At 74.8% G+C, this 16,058-nt stretch carries 10 protein-coding genes and 3 tRNA genes; all 13 read right to left on the reverse strand.

All coding sequences use genetic code 11. The features are described 5' to 3' along the window. Positions 1-5: 5 nt before the first annotated feature. The 13 genes from AB0O91_RS21270 to AB0O91_RS21330 all read right to left on the reverse strand — a co-directional run bounded on the left by AB0O91_RS21270 (position 6) and on the right by AB0O91_RS21330 (position 16,054). Positions 6-1,097, reverse strand: a complete 1,092-nt coding sequence (locus tag AB0O91_RS21270) for an Ig-like domain-containing protein (protein WP_363435469.1) — start codon at positions 1,095-1,097, stop codon at positions 6-8. A 392-nt stretch (positions 1,098-1,489) separates the two neighbouring features. Then, positions 1,490-4,090, reverse strand: a complete 2,601-nt coding sequence (locus AB0O91_RS21275; protein ID WP_363435472.1) for a ComEC/Rec2 family competence protein — start codon at positions 4,088-4,090, stop codon at positions 1,490-1,492. Between the two features lie 131 nt (positions 4,091-4,221). Next, positions 4,222-5,115, reverse strand: coding sequence for a helix-hairpin-helix domain-containing protein (locus AB0O91_RS21280; RefSeq protein ID WP_363435474.1), 894 nt, complete (start codon positions 5,113-5,115; stop codon positions 4,222-4,224). Between the two features lie 201 nt (positions 5,116-5,316). Then, positions 5,317-6,162, reverse strand: coding sequence for a DegV family protein (locus tag AB0O91_RS21285; protein WP_363435477.1), 846 nt, complete (start codon positions 6,160-6,162; stop codon positions 5,317-5,319). 93 nt (positions 6,163-6,255) lie between these two features. Next, complete coding sequence (locus tag AB0O91_RS21290) at positions 6,256-7,062, reverse strand: hypothetical protein (RefSeq protein WP_363435479.1); 807 nt, start codon at positions 7,060-7,062, stop codon at positions 6,256-6,258. A gap of 299 nt (positions 7,063-7,361) precedes the next feature. Further along, the gene (leuS, locus tag AB0O91_RS21295) at positions 7,362-10,247 is read right to left on the reverse strand and encodes a leucine--tRNA ligase (RefSeq protein ID WP_363435481.1); all 2,886 of its coding nucleotides are present in this window, start codon (positions 10,245-10,247) and stop codon (positions 7,362-7,364) included. Positions 10,248-10,583: 336 nt separating this feature from the next. Continuing rightward, the gene (locus tag AB0O91_RS21300) at positions 10,584-11,882 is read right to left on the reverse strand and encodes a hypothetical protein (protein WP_363435484.1); all 1,299 of its coding nucleotides are present in this window, start codon (positions 11,880-11,882) and stop codon (positions 10,584-10,586) included. Positions 11,883-11,979: 97 nt separating this feature from the next. After that, a tRNA-Ala gene (locus AB0O91_RS21305) sits at positions 11,980-12,052 on the reverse strand. A gap of 391 nt (positions 12,053-12,443) precedes the next feature. Next, positions 12,444-12,516 (reverse strand) — tRNA-Ala (locus AB0O91_RS21310). A 56-nt stretch (positions 12,517-12,572) separates the two neighbouring features. Further along, positions 12,573-12,645, reverse strand: a tRNA-Ala gene (locus AB0O91_RS21315). 300 nt (positions 12,646-12,945) lie between these two features. Beyond that, the gene (locus AB0O91_RS21320; RefSeq protein WP_363435641.1) at positions 12,946-13,593 is read right to left on the reverse strand and encodes a histidine phosphatase family protein; all 648 of its coding nucleotides are present in this window, start codon (positions 13,591-13,593) and stop codon (positions 12,946-12,948) included. Next, entirely contained in the window at positions 13,590-14,048 is a 459-nt protein-coding gene (gene rsfS / locus AB0O91_RS21325; protein WP_363435487.1) for a ribosome silencing factor, read from the reverse strand. The genes AB0O91_RS21320 and rsfS overlap by 4 nt, the downstream gene beginning before the upstream one ends. Positions 14,049-14,185: 137 nt before the next feature. Then, positions 14,186-16,054, reverse strand: coding sequence for a LytR C-terminal domain-containing protein (locus AB0O91_RS21330; RefSeq protein WP_363435490.1), 1,869 nt, complete (start codon positions 16,052-16,054; stop codon positions 14,186-14,188). Positions 16,055-16,058: the final 4 nt, after the last annotated feature.

Consider the following 16,058-nt stretch of genomic DNA (forward strand, 5'->3'; position numbering starts at 1 on the left):
GCACGTCAGTGCAGGGCGCTCCCGGCCAGCCACTGGTCCCACGGCACGTTCCAGCCGTTCAGCCCGTTCGACGGCGGCACGAAGTCCCCGGCCGAGGCCTTCACCTCCAGCACGTCCCCCGGGATGGTGTGCTCGAACAGCCAGCCCGCCGGGGTGTCCTTGCTCGCGCCCCCCTTGGCGTCCGCCAGGCCGATGCACCCGTGGCTGGTGTTGGCGGTGCCGAACACCCCCGGGTCCGCCCAGTAGTTGCCGTGCAGGAAGGTGCCGGAGGTGGTCAGCCGCATCGCGTGCGGGACGTCCTTGATGTCGTACTCGTCGCCCATGCCGACGGTCTGCGAGTTCATCCGGGTCACCTTGTACTTCTCCGACACCACCATCACCCCCCGGTAGGTGGAGTGGTCCGGGCTGCCGCCGGACACCTTGAGCACCCGCACCACCTTGCCGCCCGGCCCGGACCGCACGGTCAGGGTGTGGGCGTCCAGGTCGACGGTGGAGACCTGCGCCCGCCCCACCGTGAAGTGCAGGTCCCGGCTCTGACTGCCGAACTCCCCCGGCGCGCCCTGGACGTCCTTGAGCCGCAGCGCCACCGTCACCTTCGTCCCGGCCGCCCAGTACTGCTGCGGCCGGAAGTCCAGCCGCTGGTTGCCGAACCAGTGCGCGGCCACCGGCACCGGCGGGTCGGCGGTGACCTGGACGGCCCGCTCCACCGCCGCCCGGTCGGTGATCGGCCGGCTCAGCCGCAGCGAGACCGGCATCCCCACCCCGACCGTGGAACCGTCCTCCGGCGTGAAGAACGCCACGAAGGTGTGCGCCCGGGCCACCGTGGAGAACGCCGAGTGCTGGGCCGCCCGTTGCCCCTGGTCGTCCTCCGCCACCGAGTCCAGCGTGAACGCCGTCCCGAGCGGCAGCGGCCCGTCCGGCACCCAGCCGGCACCGTCGGCGCTGATCGCCCCCGGCAGCTCGACCCCCTTCCCGTCCGCCAACCGCACGGACACCAGCCGCCCCTGGGCCACGTTCACCCGCACCGGCCCCTCCGGCGGCACGTCCTGCGCCCCGTCCGCCGGCAACGCCGTCACCACCGCCCGGGACGGCGGCACGGACGCAGTACGCGCGCCACCCCCCACGGCATCCCCGGACCCCGCCCCCGAAGACCCCCCGCACCCACTCAGCACCACCACCCAGCACACCGCCGCGACCCGCCGCGCCCACACCCCGACTCGGCGCCGCATCCCGGGCCTCCCACCGTGCTCACGTCCGATCCGAACGGAACAACGACCACCGCCCCAACGGGGACACGCCCCCAGCACCCCAGCCACCTCCCCCTCCCGGGGGGGGGGGGGGGGGGCGGCGGCGCCGCCCCCCCCGCCCCCCCCCCCCCCCCGGGGCCGCCCCCGGCCCCGGGGCCCCCGCCCCCGCCCCCTCCCACCCTCCCTCCACCTCCCCCACCCCCTGCCCACCCCACCTCGTGGAGGGAAGAGGAGAGCGGGGGTCACGGGGGCGGGCCGCGGGTCGTGCGGGCGGAGGTCCCGGAGGCCGAGTGCCCCGGGCGGCGGGTGCCGTGGGACGGCTGGGGGTGGACGGCGACCGCGAGGGTGGACGACGAGTCGCCGGTCACGGCGATGTCCCCCGCGTGGTCGGTGCGCAGAACGGTGGCGCCCAACCCGCGCAGGCGGTCGACCGTACGGGTCGACGGATGCCCGTACGCATTGCCCTCACCGCAGGAGATCAGAGCGAGCCGGGGCCGCAGGGCACCCGTCAGCTCCCAGTCCTGGTGGGCCGAGCCGTGGTGCGCCACCTTCAGGACGTCGACCCGGCCCACACGCCCCACCAGGGCGGACTGGGCCGGCGGTTCGAGGTCCCCCAGCAATGCCATCCGCAGACCACCGGCCAGCGACACCAGCAGTGCCACGCTCGCGTTGTTCGCGCCCGGCGCGTCAAGGACCGCCCCGGGGTCCGGCCACATCACGTCCCAGGCCAACTCCGCACCGGCCGAGCGTCGTTCGCCCCGGCCCGCGCGCAACAGCGGCACCCCGGCCCCGGCCGCCCAGGCCGCCACCCGGGCCGCCTCGCCCGGTGGGTCGTCCAGCACCGTGCCCTCGACCGCGCCCACCCGACGCCCTCGCAGCACACCCGGCACGCCCTCGACATGGTCCGCGTGGAAGTGCGTCAGCAGCAGGAGCGGCACCGTCGTGACGCCGAGTTCGCGCAGGCAGCGATCTGCGGCGTCCGGATCCGGCCCGGTGTCGATCACCACGGCGCTGTCCGGTGCACCGGTGGCAAGGGCCAACATGTCTCCCTGACCGACATCGCACATCACCAGCCGCCAGCCCGGCGGAGGCCAGCCCGTGGCGATCCGGACGAGCTGCGGCGGCCGCAGCAGGACGGCCAGCAGCACCACCAGCAGGGTGCCCGTCACCAGCGCCCCCGCCCAGCGGCGCCGGGCCGGCGCCGGCCGACCGGGCACCGCCCGCCGGGGCAGCAGCAGGGGCGCCGCCCAACAGGCGGCCAAGGTCGCCAGAGCGACCGTCAGCACGCCGAACCAGCCTCCGGGCCAGGACAGTTGTCCGCCGGGGAGCTCGGCCCCGCGCCGCCCGACGAAGGCCAGCCAACCGGCCGGCACTCCGGCCGGCTCCGCCAACAGCCGTGCCAGGGCCGGGAAGAACGGTTGCAGGACGAGCACTCCGAAGCCGAGCAGCGTCGCCGGGGCCACCGCCAGTTCGGCCAGCAGGTTGCACGGGACGGCGACCAGACTGACGTGCCCGGACAGCACCACCGTGACCGGCGCGCACAGCGCCTGCGCCGCCGCCGTCGCCGCCATGGCACCCGCCAGGTGGTGCGGCCAGCGCCGCGCGCGCAGCGACTCGGCCCAGTGCGGCCCGAGTACGAGCAGCCCGGCGGTGGCGAGCACCGAGAGCAGGAAGCCGTAGGAGCGGGCCAGGAACGGGTCCAGCAGGACGAGGACCAGGACGGCCCCGGCCAGCGCGGGTACGGCCTGCCGGGGGCGGCCGGTGGCCAGGGCGAGCATGCCGATCAGTCCCGTCCCCGCCGCCCGCAGCACACTGGGCTCGGGTCGGCACACGGTCACGAAGGCCAGCACCAGTGCCGTGCCGAGCAGGGCGCTGGTCCGCAGCGACAGCCCCAACAGCGCTGCCAGTCCACGCCGTTCCGGCGTGCCGACCTGGCCGGGCGCGCCCAGCAGCACGCCGAGGACGATCGCCAGGTTGGCTCCGCTGACCGCCACCAGATGCACCAGGTCGGTCGCCCGGAAGGCGTCCACCAGGTCGTCGGGCAGCCGCGAGGTGTCGCCGACGACCAGCCCGGGGAGCAGCCCGCGCGCGTCCGGCGGCAGCCCGTCGGTCGCCGTGCGCAGTCCTGCGCGCAGCCGCCCGGCGATCCGCTGCGGCAGGCTCGGCGGCGCGAGCTGCCGGGGCGGGCCGTGGACGGCCAGCAGCGCCGCGCGTTCGGTGTCGTAGCCCTCCCCCGCCGGACGCACCTCGGCCTCGACGGCCAGCCGCTCGGACGGGAGCAGCCGGAGCCACGGCTCGCTCTCCGACCCGCGGACCATGACGGTCACCGGGGTGTGCGTCCGGACGGCCCGGCCGTCCGGGAGGACGGTGGCCCGGTCGGCCACGGCCTCGACCGTGACCAGGGTCTGCCCGCCGGTGGTGCCGCCCCGGGAGGTGTGGACCTTCGGGTCCCCCTCGACGGTCAGCTCCACCTCCGCCACCGGGGCTGGTGTGCCGGGCGGACGCGGCGGCGCGTGCTCGGCGGCGCGGGCGAGTTCCGGCAAGGGCCCCCGGTGCAGGTCGGCGGTGTGCAGCGGGGTCGCGATCGCGGCCGCCGCGGCGGTGAGCAGCACGGCCGCCAGGGCCGTCGCCGCTCCGCGCCGACGCAGCAGGCCCGGTCGGGCGAGCAGCAGGAGGGCCACGAGCACGGCGGCGCCCGCGAGCGCGAGGAGCAGCACCTCGGACCCCGGGCCGAGGGGCAGCAGCACCGCCGTGACCAGCCAGGCCGAGACGGCGGGCAACAGCAGTCGGAAGTCGGCAGCCGAGGAACGGGCGTGCGGGTGCGGAACGGTGACGGCGGACACGGTGGCACCTCCCTTCGGGGGTCGGCACGAGGTGGTGAAGGAGCGGTAGGGGGTCGACGGCGCACGGCCGGGAGCGGCTGGGGACCGGCGGAGGAACCGCCGGGGCGGACGGAGCGGCGAGTGGGAAGGCGTCAGAGGGTGAGCAGCGGACGGAGTTCCGCGATCGTCCGGGCGCCGATGCCGCTGACCTGGCGGAGCTGGTCGATCGATCGGAACGAGCCGTGCGAGGCGCGGAAGGCGAGGATGCGCTGGGCGAGGGTCGGGCCGACGCCGGGGAGGGCGTCGAGCTGTTCGAGGGTGGCGCGGTTGAGGCTGACGGACGGTCGGGCGGCACTGGCCCCCGGCCGTCCACCGACGGCGCCGGGGACGGGGACGGGAACGGGGGCCGGTCCCTGCTCGCCGACCAGGATCTGCTCACCGTCCGCCAGGACCCGGGCCAGGTTGAGGCCCCGGGTGTCCGTCTCCGGCAGCGGACCGCCGGCCGCCCGCAGGGCGTCGGCCACCCGTGATCCGCCGGGCAGCGTGTGCAGGCCGGGCAGGTGGACCCGGCCGCCGATGTCGATGACGACGGCGGGCTCGGTGCCCGGGGCGGCGGTGGCCTCGGGAGGGCCGGCCCCGCTGGCCGGAGGGCCGTCGGCGGTGGGGCGCCCCGGCGCGGAGAGCGCCGACGCGGCGGCCAGTGCGGGAACGGCCACCGCCTCCGGCCGGGCCAGCCAGAAGTGCTGCACCGCGTAGCCCACCGCGAAGAGCAGCAGGACGACCAGCCCCGCCACCGCCCGGCGGTCGAGCGCCAGCATCGAGGCGAACCGCAGGCGTGCCCCGGCGCCCGGCGGATCGGGAAGCTGTTCGGGGCCCTGCCCCTGCCCCTGCCCCTTCTCCTGCTCAGCCCCCGGAACGGGGACCGGAACACCCGGCGGAGCGGCACCCACCGGCTCGTCCTCCGTCGGCAGCAGCGCCGCCATCCGCAGCCGTACCGTCTCGTCGATCGCTTGGCGCTTCGCCGCGCCCAGGCTCAAGGTCGTCATGACGAGGACGGTAGGAGGCCTCCGGCATGTGCGCGGAGATTACCGAAAGCCTGTGGATAACCCGGGGGTTGTGGATAAAAAGTGTCACTCACACGAGTGGCGAGCACGTGTCGGAGCTGACGACCCGGCCGCCCCGACCCACTCCAGCCGCCCCGGCCCCGACCCCGCCCCGCCCCGCCCCGACCCCGACCCCGCCCCGCCTCAGCGCGGCGCGACCACCACCGCGAGCAGCCCCGGCCCCACGTGCGCGCCGATCACCGCCCCGACCTCCCCCACGGACAGCTCCCGCACCCCCGGCACCCGCTCCCGCAGCCGCTCCGCGAGCGCCTCGGCCCGCTCCTCCGCCGCCAGGTGGTGGACGGTGATGTCCACCTCGCCCTCCCCCGAGCGCTCGACCGCGATCTCCTCCAGCCGCGCGATCGCCCGCGAAGCCGTCCGCACCTTCTCCAGCGGCTCGATCCGCCCCCCGTCCAGGTGCAGCAGCGGCTTGACCGCCAGCGCCGATCCGAGCAGCGCCCGCGCCGCCCCGATCCGCCCGCCCCGGCGCAGGTGCTCCAGGGTGTCCACGTAGAAGAAGCCGCTGGTCCCGGCCGCCCGCCGGCTCGCCTCCTCGGCCGTCTGCGCCAGGTCCCGGCCGGCCGCGGCCGCCTCGGCCGCCGCGAGCACCGCGTAGCCGAGGGCCATGCCGACCAGCCTGCTGTCGACCACCCGCACGGGTACCGGCGCCTCGGCGGCGGCGAGCCGGGCGGCCTCGACGGTGCCGGACAGCTCGCCGGAGATGTGCACGGACACGACGCCCCTCGCCCCGGCCTCGGCGGCCGCCCGGTAGGCGGCGGCGAAGGTCTCCGGGTTGGGCCGGGAGGTGGTCACCCGCTGCTTGCCGCGCAGGGCCTCGGCGACGTCCTTCGGGGAGATCTCGATGCCCTCGCAGAGGACCGAGTCGCCGACCGCGACGCTCAGCGGGACCACCGTGATCCCGTGCCGGTCCAGGGTCTCCTGCGGCAGGTAGGCCGTGGAATCGGTGACAAGTGCGAGGTCGGAGGGCATGAGGCGGAGGTTACTCCCCGTTCGTCCGGGAGGACAGCGCCCTCCGACGCACTCCCCCGGAGGCCCGGGCGGGCATCGGTACGGGCGCCGGACTCAGCCCGCCGAGGGCCCCGTCGACGGCTTCCGCAGCCGCTGCGCCAGCTTCGCCAGCGGGTCGGCGAGCGCGAGCAGGTCCTCGGCGCTCGGCCGCCCCCTCCCGTCCGTCAGCCCCGCCCGGGCCGCACCCGGAGCCCCCGGCGCACCGCCGGTACCAGCACCACCGGCAGCCGGCCCCGAGCCCGTTCCCGACCCCGAAGCCGAACGCGGGCCCGGACGGGAACCCGAGGCTCCGGCCCCCGGGCCCCCCGCCGTGTCCCAGTGCCGCAGCGCCCCCGCCTCGCTCTCGCACTCCTGGCTCAGCCGGCTCAGCTCGTCGTCCGCGAACCGGTGCATCCGGTCCTGCGCCGCCCACCGCATGGTCTCCGCGGCGTGCGTGATCCGCTCCGCCCGTTCCCGCAGCTCCGGCAGCTTGGCGGCGATCCGCGCGGTGTCCGGCTCGCGCTCCAGGACCCGCAGCTCGCCGTCCAGCTCGGCCGCGTGGGCGTCGAGCCGGGTCAGCAGCGCGAGGGACTCGCCGAGCTGGCCGTCCTGCGCCAGCCCGCCCTCCAGCACCTGCCGGGTGCCGTCGAGCGAGGTGCGCAGCGCGAGCCGGACGTTGGCGATCTGCGCGGGCGGGCCGATCTTGGTGTACGTCTTCGCCTTGAGGGTGGCGGTCTCGACGGCGCGCCGGGCGTTGGCCTCGTGCTTCTCGACCTTCGCCGCGACGGCCTTGGCCGCCTTGACCGTGCCGACCACGGCCAGGACGAGCGTCGCGATCCCGAAGAGCAGGACCAAGCCGATCAACACGCCGAACACGTCCATCGCGCGCCACCTTCCGCTACCGTTCCGGTCCCCAACGGTCCCAACGCGGGCCGCAATGCCGAGGGTTCCACCGTAGCCGCGACACCGGGCCGGAGGGCAGTGCTCCGGCGCCCGACGGGCGGAGATCAGGGACAGATCGGGGATCTCCCCGAGGGCCCGCCCACCCTCACCAAGGGATCCGCCCGCGCCCCCTCCGCCCACGTCCCCTCAGCCGACCACCCACGACGTCGCCCCCACAAACCACCGGGCGGGCGCCCCGGAGGACACCCGCCCGATCAGTCGGCGTTCCCGCCCCGGCCTCAGCCGGTGACGATGTTCACCAGCTTCGGCGCCCGCGCGATCACCTTGCGCACCGCCGCGTCACCGATCGCCGCGACGACCGCCGGGTCCGCCAGCGCCAGCGCCTCCAGCTCCGCGTCCGTGATGCTCGGCGGCACCTCCAGCCGGGCCTTGACCTTGCCCTTGATCTGCACCACGCAGGTCACCGACTCGTCGACCACGTACGCCGGGTCCGCGACCGGGTAGTCGGTGTGCGCCAGGGACTCCCCGTGGCCCAGTCGGCGCCACAGCTCCTCGGCGATGTGCGGGGCCAGCGGCGCGACCATCAGCACCAGCTGCTCGGCCACGGCCCGCGGCGTGGAGCCGCGCTTGACCAGGAAGTTGTTCAGCTCGATCGCCTTGGCGACGGCCGTGTTGAAGCGCAGCCCGGCCATGTCGCCGCGGATGCCGTCGATCGCCTTGTGCAGCGCGCGCAGCGTGGCGTCGTCCGGCTCCTCCTCGGTGACGACCAGCTCGCCGGTGGCCTCCGAGACGACGTTGCGCCACAGCCGCTGCAGGAAGCGGTAGGAGCCGACGACGGCCCGGGTGTCCCACGGACGGGAGACGTCCAGCGGGCCCATCGACATCTCGTACAGGCGCAGGGTGTCCGCGCCGTACTCGTCGGCGATCTCGTCGGGGGCGACGGCGTTCTTCAGGGACTTGCCCATCTTGCCGGCCTCGCGCTTGACCGGCTCGCCCTGCCAGAAGTACGCGCCGTCGCGCTCCTCGATCTCGGCGGCGGGCACCGGGAAGCCGCGCTCGTCGCGGTAGACGTCCGCGGTGATCATGCCCTGGTTGAACAGCTTGTGGAACGGCTCGACGGAGGAGACGTGGCCCAGGTCGTGCAGCACCTTGTGCCAGAAGCGCGCGTACAGCAGGTGCAGCACGGCGTGCTCGGCGCCGCCGACGTACAGGTCGGCGCCGCCGGCCGGCTTGGCCTCGGTCGGGCCCAGCCAGTAGCGCTCGTTGGCCGGGTCGGCCAGGGTGTCGGCGTTGGTCGGGTCGACGTAGCGCAGGTCGTACCAGCACGAACCCGCCCAGTTGGGCATGGTGTTGGTCTCGCGGCGGTACGTCCTGACGCCGTCGCCCAGGTCCAGCTCGACGGTGACCCAGTCCTCGTTGCGGGACAGCGGGGTCTCCGGCGAGGAGGCCGAGTCGTAGGCGTCGTAGGTGCGCGGCGAGTAGTCGTCGACCTCGGGGACCTCGACCGGCAGCATCGACTCGGGCAGCGCGTGCATCACGCCGTCCTCGTCGTAGACGATCGGGAAGGGCTCGCCCCAGTACCGCTGGCGGCTGAACAGCCAGTCGCGCAGGCGGTAGTTGACGGTTCCCTCGCCGATGCCGCGCTCGGCCAGCCAGGCGGTGGCGGCGGCCTTGGCCTCGACCACGCTCAGGCCGTTCAGGGACAGGTCGCCTTCGGCGCGGGCCGAGTTGACGATGACCGAGTCGTAGGTGTCGAAGGCGTCGTCCCACTCCGCCGGGTCGGCGCCGCGCCCGTCCGTGGGCTCGACGACGCAGCGCATCGGCAGCGCGAAGGCGCGGGCGAAGGCGAAGTCGCGGTGGTCGTGGGCGGGGACGGCCATGATGGCGCCGGTGCCGTAGCCCATCAGCACGTAGTCGGCGATGAACACCGGGACGGCCGCGCCGCTGACCGGGTTGACGGCGTAGGCGCCGGTGAAGACACCGGTCTTGACCTTGGCCTCGACCTGGCGCTCGACGTCCGACTTGGCGGCGGCCGCGGCACGGTAGGCGGCGACGGCCTCGGCGGGGGTGGCGGCGCCACCGGTCCACTCGGCGGGCACGCCCTCCGGCCAGGCGGCGGGGACGATCGAGTCGACCAGGCCGTGCTCGGGGGCCAGCACCATGTAGGTGGCACCGAACAGGGTGTCGGGCCGGGTGGTGAAGACAGTGATCTTCCCGCCGTCGACGGCGAAGTCCACCCGGGCGCCCTCGGAGCGCCCGATCCAGTTGCGCTGCTGCAGCTTGATGGCCTCGGGCCAGTCCAGCAGGTCCAGGTCGGCGATCAGGCGGTCGGAGTACGCGGTGATGCGCATCATCCACTGGCGCAGGTTGGACTTGAACACCGGGAAGTTGCCGCGCTCGGAGCGGCCGTCCGCGGTGACCTCCTCGTTGGCCAGCACGGTGCCCAGGCCGGGGCACCAGTTGACCGGCACCTCCTTGGCGTACGCCAGGCGGTACTCGCCCAGCACCTCGTCCCGCTCGCCGGCGGACAGCTCGGCCCAGGCGCGGCCGCCCGGCACCTCACGGGCGCCGGACTCGAAGGCGGCGACCAGCTCGGCGATCGGGCGGGCCCGGCCGGCCGCCTCGTCGTACCAGGAGTTGAAGATCTGCAGGAAGATCCACTGCGTCCAGCGGTAGTAGTCCGGGTCGATCGTGGAGATCGAGCGGCGCGGGTCGTGGCCCAGGCCCAGCCGGCGCAGCTGGTGGCGCATGTTGGCGATGTTGGCCTCGGTGGAGACCCGCGGGTGGGTGCCGGTCTGCACCGCGTACTGCTCGGCGGGCAGGCCGAAGGCGTCGTAGCCCAGCGTGTGCAGCACGTTGTGGCCGGTCATCCGCTGGTAGCGGGCGAAGACGTCGGTGGCGATGTAGCCCAGCGGGTGGCCGACGTGCAGGCCCGCGCCCGAGGGGTACGGGAACATGTCCATGATGAAGCTGTGCGGCTTCGCGGCGACGTCACCGGCGGACGGGTCGGCCAGCTCACCGGTGGGGTTGGGGGCGTGGAAGGTGCCCTCCTTCTCCCAGATGTCCTGCCAGCGGGACTCGATCTCCGCCGCCAGCGCGGCGCTGTACCGGAACGGCTCGGTCGCGGTCTCGGCCGCGCCGGACGCAGGGGTCGTCTCGCTCATGGTCCTTCAAGCTCCATCGGTGTCAGTTGGCGAACCGCGCGACGCGGCCGACCGTGGACCCGTCCCACGACGCGGGCGGGGGCGGAAAACAAAAAATCCCCTCGCAGGAGGGGACGCCACGCCGACTCCGGCACCGCCCGAGGGCGCGGCCGGTCCTGGTCAGCGCGGCCGGCTAAGGAGCAGGCGCACGGTTCGCATGGGCTCAGGGTACCGCAAGCAGGTCAGCGCACTCCGGGCCGTCCCACGACCCCACCGCACCCCACCGCCGCGGCCTCACCGCCACGCTCCGCGCACCCGACCGCACCCCACCCGCCACGGCCCCCGCGCACCCGACCGCTACGAACCCCCCGCCGCCCGCCCCGACGCCTCGAAGTCCCGCAGCGCCCTGGCCAGTCGCTCCGACTGCATCCCCGCCGCCAGCGCGCGCGCCAGCCCCGCCGTCCGGGCAGCCTCCCGCTGGTCGCCGAGCCGGCGGTGGGTCTCGGCGAGCCGGACCATCAGCAGCGCCTTGGCGCGGGCCCGCCCCGGCCCGAGCCCGGCGACGGCCTCGGCGAGCAGCGCCTTGGCCATCCGGTGCTGGCCGAGCGCCAGCCGCCCCTCCCCCACCATCCCGGCCAGGTCGGCCCGGGCCTCCTCGGTGCCGGGGACGCCGTCGAGTTCGGCGAAGGCCCGGGCGGCGACCTCCTCCGCCTGCTCGCCCTCGCCGCGGCGGCCGTGGGCGCGGGCGATCCGGCCGAGCTGACGGGCCCGGGCGGTGGGGCCGAGCACCCGGCCGTGGGCGTCCAGGGCGGTGCGCAGCGCGGTGACGGCGTCCAGGCCGCGCCCGCCGCTGCCCTGGGTGGCGAGCACCACCAGCGCGCCGAGGCCGCCGACCCCGAGCCGGGCGTCCCCGCTGACGTGGGCGGCGCGCAGCGCGGCGACGAACGCCCGCTGGGCGGCGGCGTCGTGGCCGAGGTCGTAGGCGGCCCAGCCGGCCAGCCGGGCGAGTCTGCTGGCGGTGCCGTACAGCTCGCGGCCGAGCCGCTCGTCGTACGCACCCAGCTCCAACAGCTTGGCCAGCATGGCGAGTTCGGCGCGGGCCGGGCCGAGGACGAGGCCGCCGCCGCAGGAGCGTTCGAGGCGCTGCTTGCTGCGGTAGGAGAGCCCGAGCTCGCCGGCCAGGGTGGGGTCGACGCGCAGGGCGCCCTCGCCGCCGCCGACCGGGGGCGGCGGGGAGGAGAGCCGTTCGGCGGCGTGGTCGAGGTCGGCACTGCGGAACAGGTCGGTGAGGCGGACCGGTCCGGCGTCGGTGGCGGCCTCGCGCAGCGCGGTCTGGGCGGTGTCCGCGGTCCACGGGTCGGTGAGCAGCCGGGGCGAGAGGATCTTGGCGCCGCGGTGGCCGCCCATCCGGCCCCAGAGCTGCTCGTAGGTGACGGCGATGCCGAGGGTGCGGCTGAGCACCTCGCAGACGGTCTGGTCGTGCGGGCTGCGGGGCACCATGCCGCGGTCGCGCCACTTGTACGGGGCGGTGGAGCTGATCGCCAGACCGGGCGGCAGGGCGAGGCTCACCTCGCGGGCGAGCCGTTCCGGACTCCAGCCGAGCTGGTGCAGTATCCGGGCCAGCTCCTCGTTCCGCCTTCGCTGCAGATCGGCCATGGCACGACGGTAGCGGTCTTTCCGCCCTGCCCGCCGGTGGCATGCACACAACGGCGAAGAGCCGCCACCCGATTCGGGTGGCGGCTCTCAATCACTGTGGAGCTATGGGGAATTGAACCCCAGACCTCTTGCATGCCATGCAAGCGCTCTACCAACTGAGCTATAGCCCCTTGACCTGCGATGTCACCGGGTTTCCCGTCGTTTCCGTCCGGTTTCCCTCGGCGACATCGACTACTTTACACGCTCCGGGGCGTGCTCCTGAAATCCGTTTCCCGGGGCCGCTCCGGGAAAGCGCAGGCAGCCGCGGGTGCCCCGGGCCGGGCGGGCGCGGCGGCGGCCGACCGCGCCCGGAGTGCGAGTGCGGACAGGAGCACCGAACCTCCCCGCCGCGGAGCGACCGGCGGCCCGCCTGCACGCCGCGAGCGACTCGGGACCGACCCGGGACCGACCCGGCGCCGGCTCGGCACCAGGCACCAGGCACCAGGCACCAGGCACCAGGCACCAGGCACCGGAAACGCCGGAAGGCCGCCACCCGATGGGTGACGGCCTTCCGAACTGCTGTGGAGCTATGGGGAATTGAACCCCAGACCTCTTGCATGCCATGCAAGCGCTCTACCAACTGAGCTATAGCCCCGCGACACGGACGACCCTGGCTCCGGAATTCCGATTTCCACGACCGCCGATGCGGAGTGGAGCTATGGGGAATTGAACCCCAGACCTCTTGCATGCCATGCAAGCGCTCTACCAACTGAGCTATAGCCCCGCACTCACCGGATCTCCCGCTTCCCTTCCGGGCCGCGTTCCTTCCCTGCGAACGAGGAAGACTCTAGCCGGTCAGGCCCGGAACTGCGAAATCCGCTCCTTCCGGGCCCCCGCGAAGCCTCCGCCGCCCGGCCGCCGAAGCCCCCGACAGCCGGGCGCCCGGCGCGCCCCGGACGGCGCGCGCCCGCCGGACAGAGCCGTCCTTGCCGAACCACCAGAGCCGCACCGTCCCCGGCCGAATCACCGGCCCCGAATCAACCAGCCCCGAACCACCGGCGCCGGACCGCCGGGGTCCGGGCCGTCAGGTGTCGTCGCCGATGACCGGCTGCGGGAGCGTGCCCGCGTTGTGCTCCAGCAGCCGCCAGCCGCGCGCGCCCTTGCCGAGCACCGACCAGCAGCAGTTGGACAGCCCGCCGAAGCACTCCCACAGGGGCGGCTCCAGCCCCAGCAGCCGCCCGAGCATGGTCCGGATGGTGCCGCCGTGGCTGACCACGACCAGCGTGCCGTTCTCCGGCAGCTTGGCGACGGCCTCCAGCACCACCGGCACCGAGCGGTCGGCCACCTCGGTGGCCAACTCGCCGCCGCCGCGGCGCACCGGCTCCCCGGCCGCCCAGGCCGCGTACTCCTCCGGGTGGCGCTCACGGATCTCGGCGTTGGTCAGGCCCTGCCAGGAGCCCGCGTACGTCTCCCGCAGGCCCTCGTGGTGCTGCACGTCCAGCCCGGTGACCGCGGCCAGCTCCTCGGCGGTGCGCCGGGCGCGGGTGAGGTCCGAGGAGATCAGCAGGTCGGGGTGGAGCCCGGAGAGCAGCCGGGCCGCCCGCTGGGCCTGCAGCACGCCCTGGCCGGTCAGATCGATGTCCGTGGTGCCCTGGAACCGCGATTCGAGGTTCCAGGAGGTCTGGCCGTGCCGCCAGAAGACGATGCGCGGGCCGCGCGCGTCCCGGCTCAGTGCAGGTCCTCGGGCTTGCCGAAGTCGTCGGCCGGGGCGACCGCGTTGCCCGCCTCGTCGGTGACGGCGTCCGGGCGGTTGCGGGACTCCATGGCGTCCGCGGGCAGCGGCAGCTCGGGGCAGTCCTTCCAGAGGCGGTCCAGCGAGTAGAAGGAGCGCTCCTCGGAGTGCTGGACGTGCACGACGATGTCCAGGTAGTCGAGCAGGATCCAGCGGCCCTCGCGCTCGCCCTCGCGGCGCACCGGCTTGATGTCCAGCTGCTCGCGCAGCTGGTCCTCGATCTCCTCGGCGATCGAGCGGACCTGGCGGTCGTTGTTCGCGGAGGCGATCAGGAAGGCGTCGGTGATCGACAGCACCTCGCTGACGTCGAAGGCGATGATGTTGTGCGCGAGCTTGTCGGCGGCCGCCTGCGCGGCGACGGTGATGAGCTGCTGGCTGTGGTCGGTGACGGTCACGGTGTTCTTCCGGCTCGGCTGCGTGGGGCGGCCCCGGCACGGCGGCCGGGGTCGCCTTCCAGGATCTCACGCCGCCCCCGCGGCCTCGGAACGCATTTCCGGGGCCGCGGGGCCGCCCGGGCGGGCGGCGACGCCGGCTACTGGTTCTTCGGCGGCTGGTAGTCCTTGCCGAGCACGACCAGCAGGTCCGCGTTCTGGGCGTCGCCGACCTTCTTCGCCGCCGTGTCCGGCAGGCCCAGGCTGACCGCCAGGGACTTCGCCGCGGCCTGCTTGGCGTCGTCGGTGTAGCGGATCTCACTGGTGGCCTGCGGCGCGGTCTTGGCGCCGCCCGGGATGAACGTCAGGCCCGAGTTGACGATCTGGACCTGGGCGGCGGCGCCCGCCGCGTCGTTGCCGGAGGCGTCCTGCAGCGCGACCCGGACGGGGGCGTCGGCGGCCGACGCGGACTTCACGGTGCCGCCCAGCACGTCCTTGACCTGCTTGCCCGCGGTCGCCTCGTCCAGCGTGCCGTCGGGCTTGACGGTCAGCGCGGTGGTGCCGAAGTGGCCGTCCTTCGCCTGCTGGGCGAGCTGGGCGAGCACACCGGCCAGGGCGTCCTCGGGCAGCGAGGGGTCGAGCACCGCGTTCATCCGGTGCACGTCGTCCTTGGCGTCCTTGAACGCGGTCGGCATGGTGCGCACCACCGCGTCCATCACCTGCCCGAACCGGGCCAGCTGGGCGTCCCGGTTCTCGTTGGGCCCCTGGAGGGTGGCGTACCCGACCGCCGCCTTTCCGCTGAGCAGGGTGTTCTTGCCCGCCGGGGCGAGCAGCTTGCCGTCCGGCTTGCCGCCCTCGTGGGTCTCGGCGTTGGTGTCCACCCGGATCCCGCCGAGCTGGGAGACCAGCAGTTCCAGGTACGGGGTGTCCAGCCGCCAGGTGCCGGCCACCGGGGCGCCGAGCACGGTGGACAGGCCGTCGCGGGTCGCCGAGGCGCCGATCGCGTCCATCGCCTGGCCGACCGTGGTGACGGGCGGGTCGCCCGGGCCGGGCAGCCGCAGCACGTCGGGCAGCAGCAGGACCGTGCCCCGGTGCCCGGAGACGTCGTCGACCAGCAGCGCGCTGGACACCTTGCCCTGGAGGTCGCGCAGGTGGACGACGTTGACCTGCCGCCCGCCGGCCGCGGCCGCTGCGGTCGGCTTGTCCCCGCTGAACCACAGGTAGCCGCCGACGCCGCCGGCCGCGAGCGCCAGCACCACCCCGAGGCCGATCAGCCGGTTCTTGAGCTTGCGGCGGCGCTCGGCGCGCACCTCGCCGCGCGACTCGGTGAACTTCAGCCAGTCGATGACGTCCTCGGTCTCCTCCGCCTCCTCGTCGGCGAAGGCGAACTCACCCGTCGCGTAGTCGTCCTTGGGCGCTCGGTCGGCCGCCTTGCCCGGACGGGCCCCGGCGACCTGCTCGGACGGCGACGCCGGCTCGGCCGGGGCCGCCCCGTCGGCCGGCCGGGGCGTGCGCCGCCGCGGCGGCGGCACCACGGGCGACGCGGGCGCCGACGCGGGCGCGGCGGTGGGCGGCTCGGGCTGCGGCTCGGCGACCACCGGGGCGGCCGGCGCGGCCTGGTACGGCTGCTGGTACCCCTGGTACCCCTGCTGCTGGTAGCCGCCGTAGGCGTCCTGGCCGCCGTACACCGGCTGCCCGTACTGGTCGTACTGCTCGTAGGGCTGCTCGTACGACTGTCCGTACTGCTGCCCCTGCCCCTGCTGCTGCGGGAACTGCCCGCCCTGCTGGTAGCCCTGGGCCTGCTGCCCGCCGTACGCGCCCTGGCCGTACACCGACTGCCCGTACTGGTCGTACTGCTCGTACTGCTCGTACGGCTGCTGGTACGCCGACGGCTGCTGCGGCTGCTGCCCCTGCTGCCGTCCGGGGCCGGAGCCCTGCCCCTGCCCCTGGTACGGCTGCTGGTACTGCCCGGTGGACCACTCCTCCGGCTGCTGCCCGCCGCCGTTGCCGTTACCGCTGCGATCGGTCACGCCT

Source organism: Kitasatospora sp. NPDC089797 (assembly GCF_040684795.1).
GTDB lineage: Bacteria > Actinomycetota > Actinomycetes > Streptomycetales > Streptomycetaceae > Kitasatospora.

What these genes read in the sequence shown, in the direction of transcription:
- AB0O91_RS21300 (WP_363435484.1), bottom strand. Translation starts at nt 11,882, where the DNA reads ATGGCCGATCTGCAGCGAAGGCGGAACGAGGAGCTGGCCCGGATACTG.
- AB0O91_RS21290 (WP_363435479.1), bottom strand. Translation starts at nt 7,062, where the DNA reads ATGGACGTGTTCGGCGTGTTGATCGGCTTGGTCCTGCTCTTCGGGATC.
- AB0O91_RS21285 (WP_363435477.1), bottom strand. Translation starts at nt 6,162, where the DNA reads ATGCCCTCCGACCTCGCACTTGTCACCGATTCCACGGCCTACCTGCCG.
- leuS (WP_363435481.1), bottom strand. Translation starts at nt 10,247, where the DNA reads ATGAGCGAGACGACCCCTGCGTCCGGCGCGGCCGAGACCGCGACCGAG.
- AB0O91_RS21280 (WP_363435474.1), bottom strand. Translation starts at nt 5,115, where the DNA reads ATGACGACCTTGAGCCTGGGCGCGGCGAAGCGCCAAGCGATCGACGAG.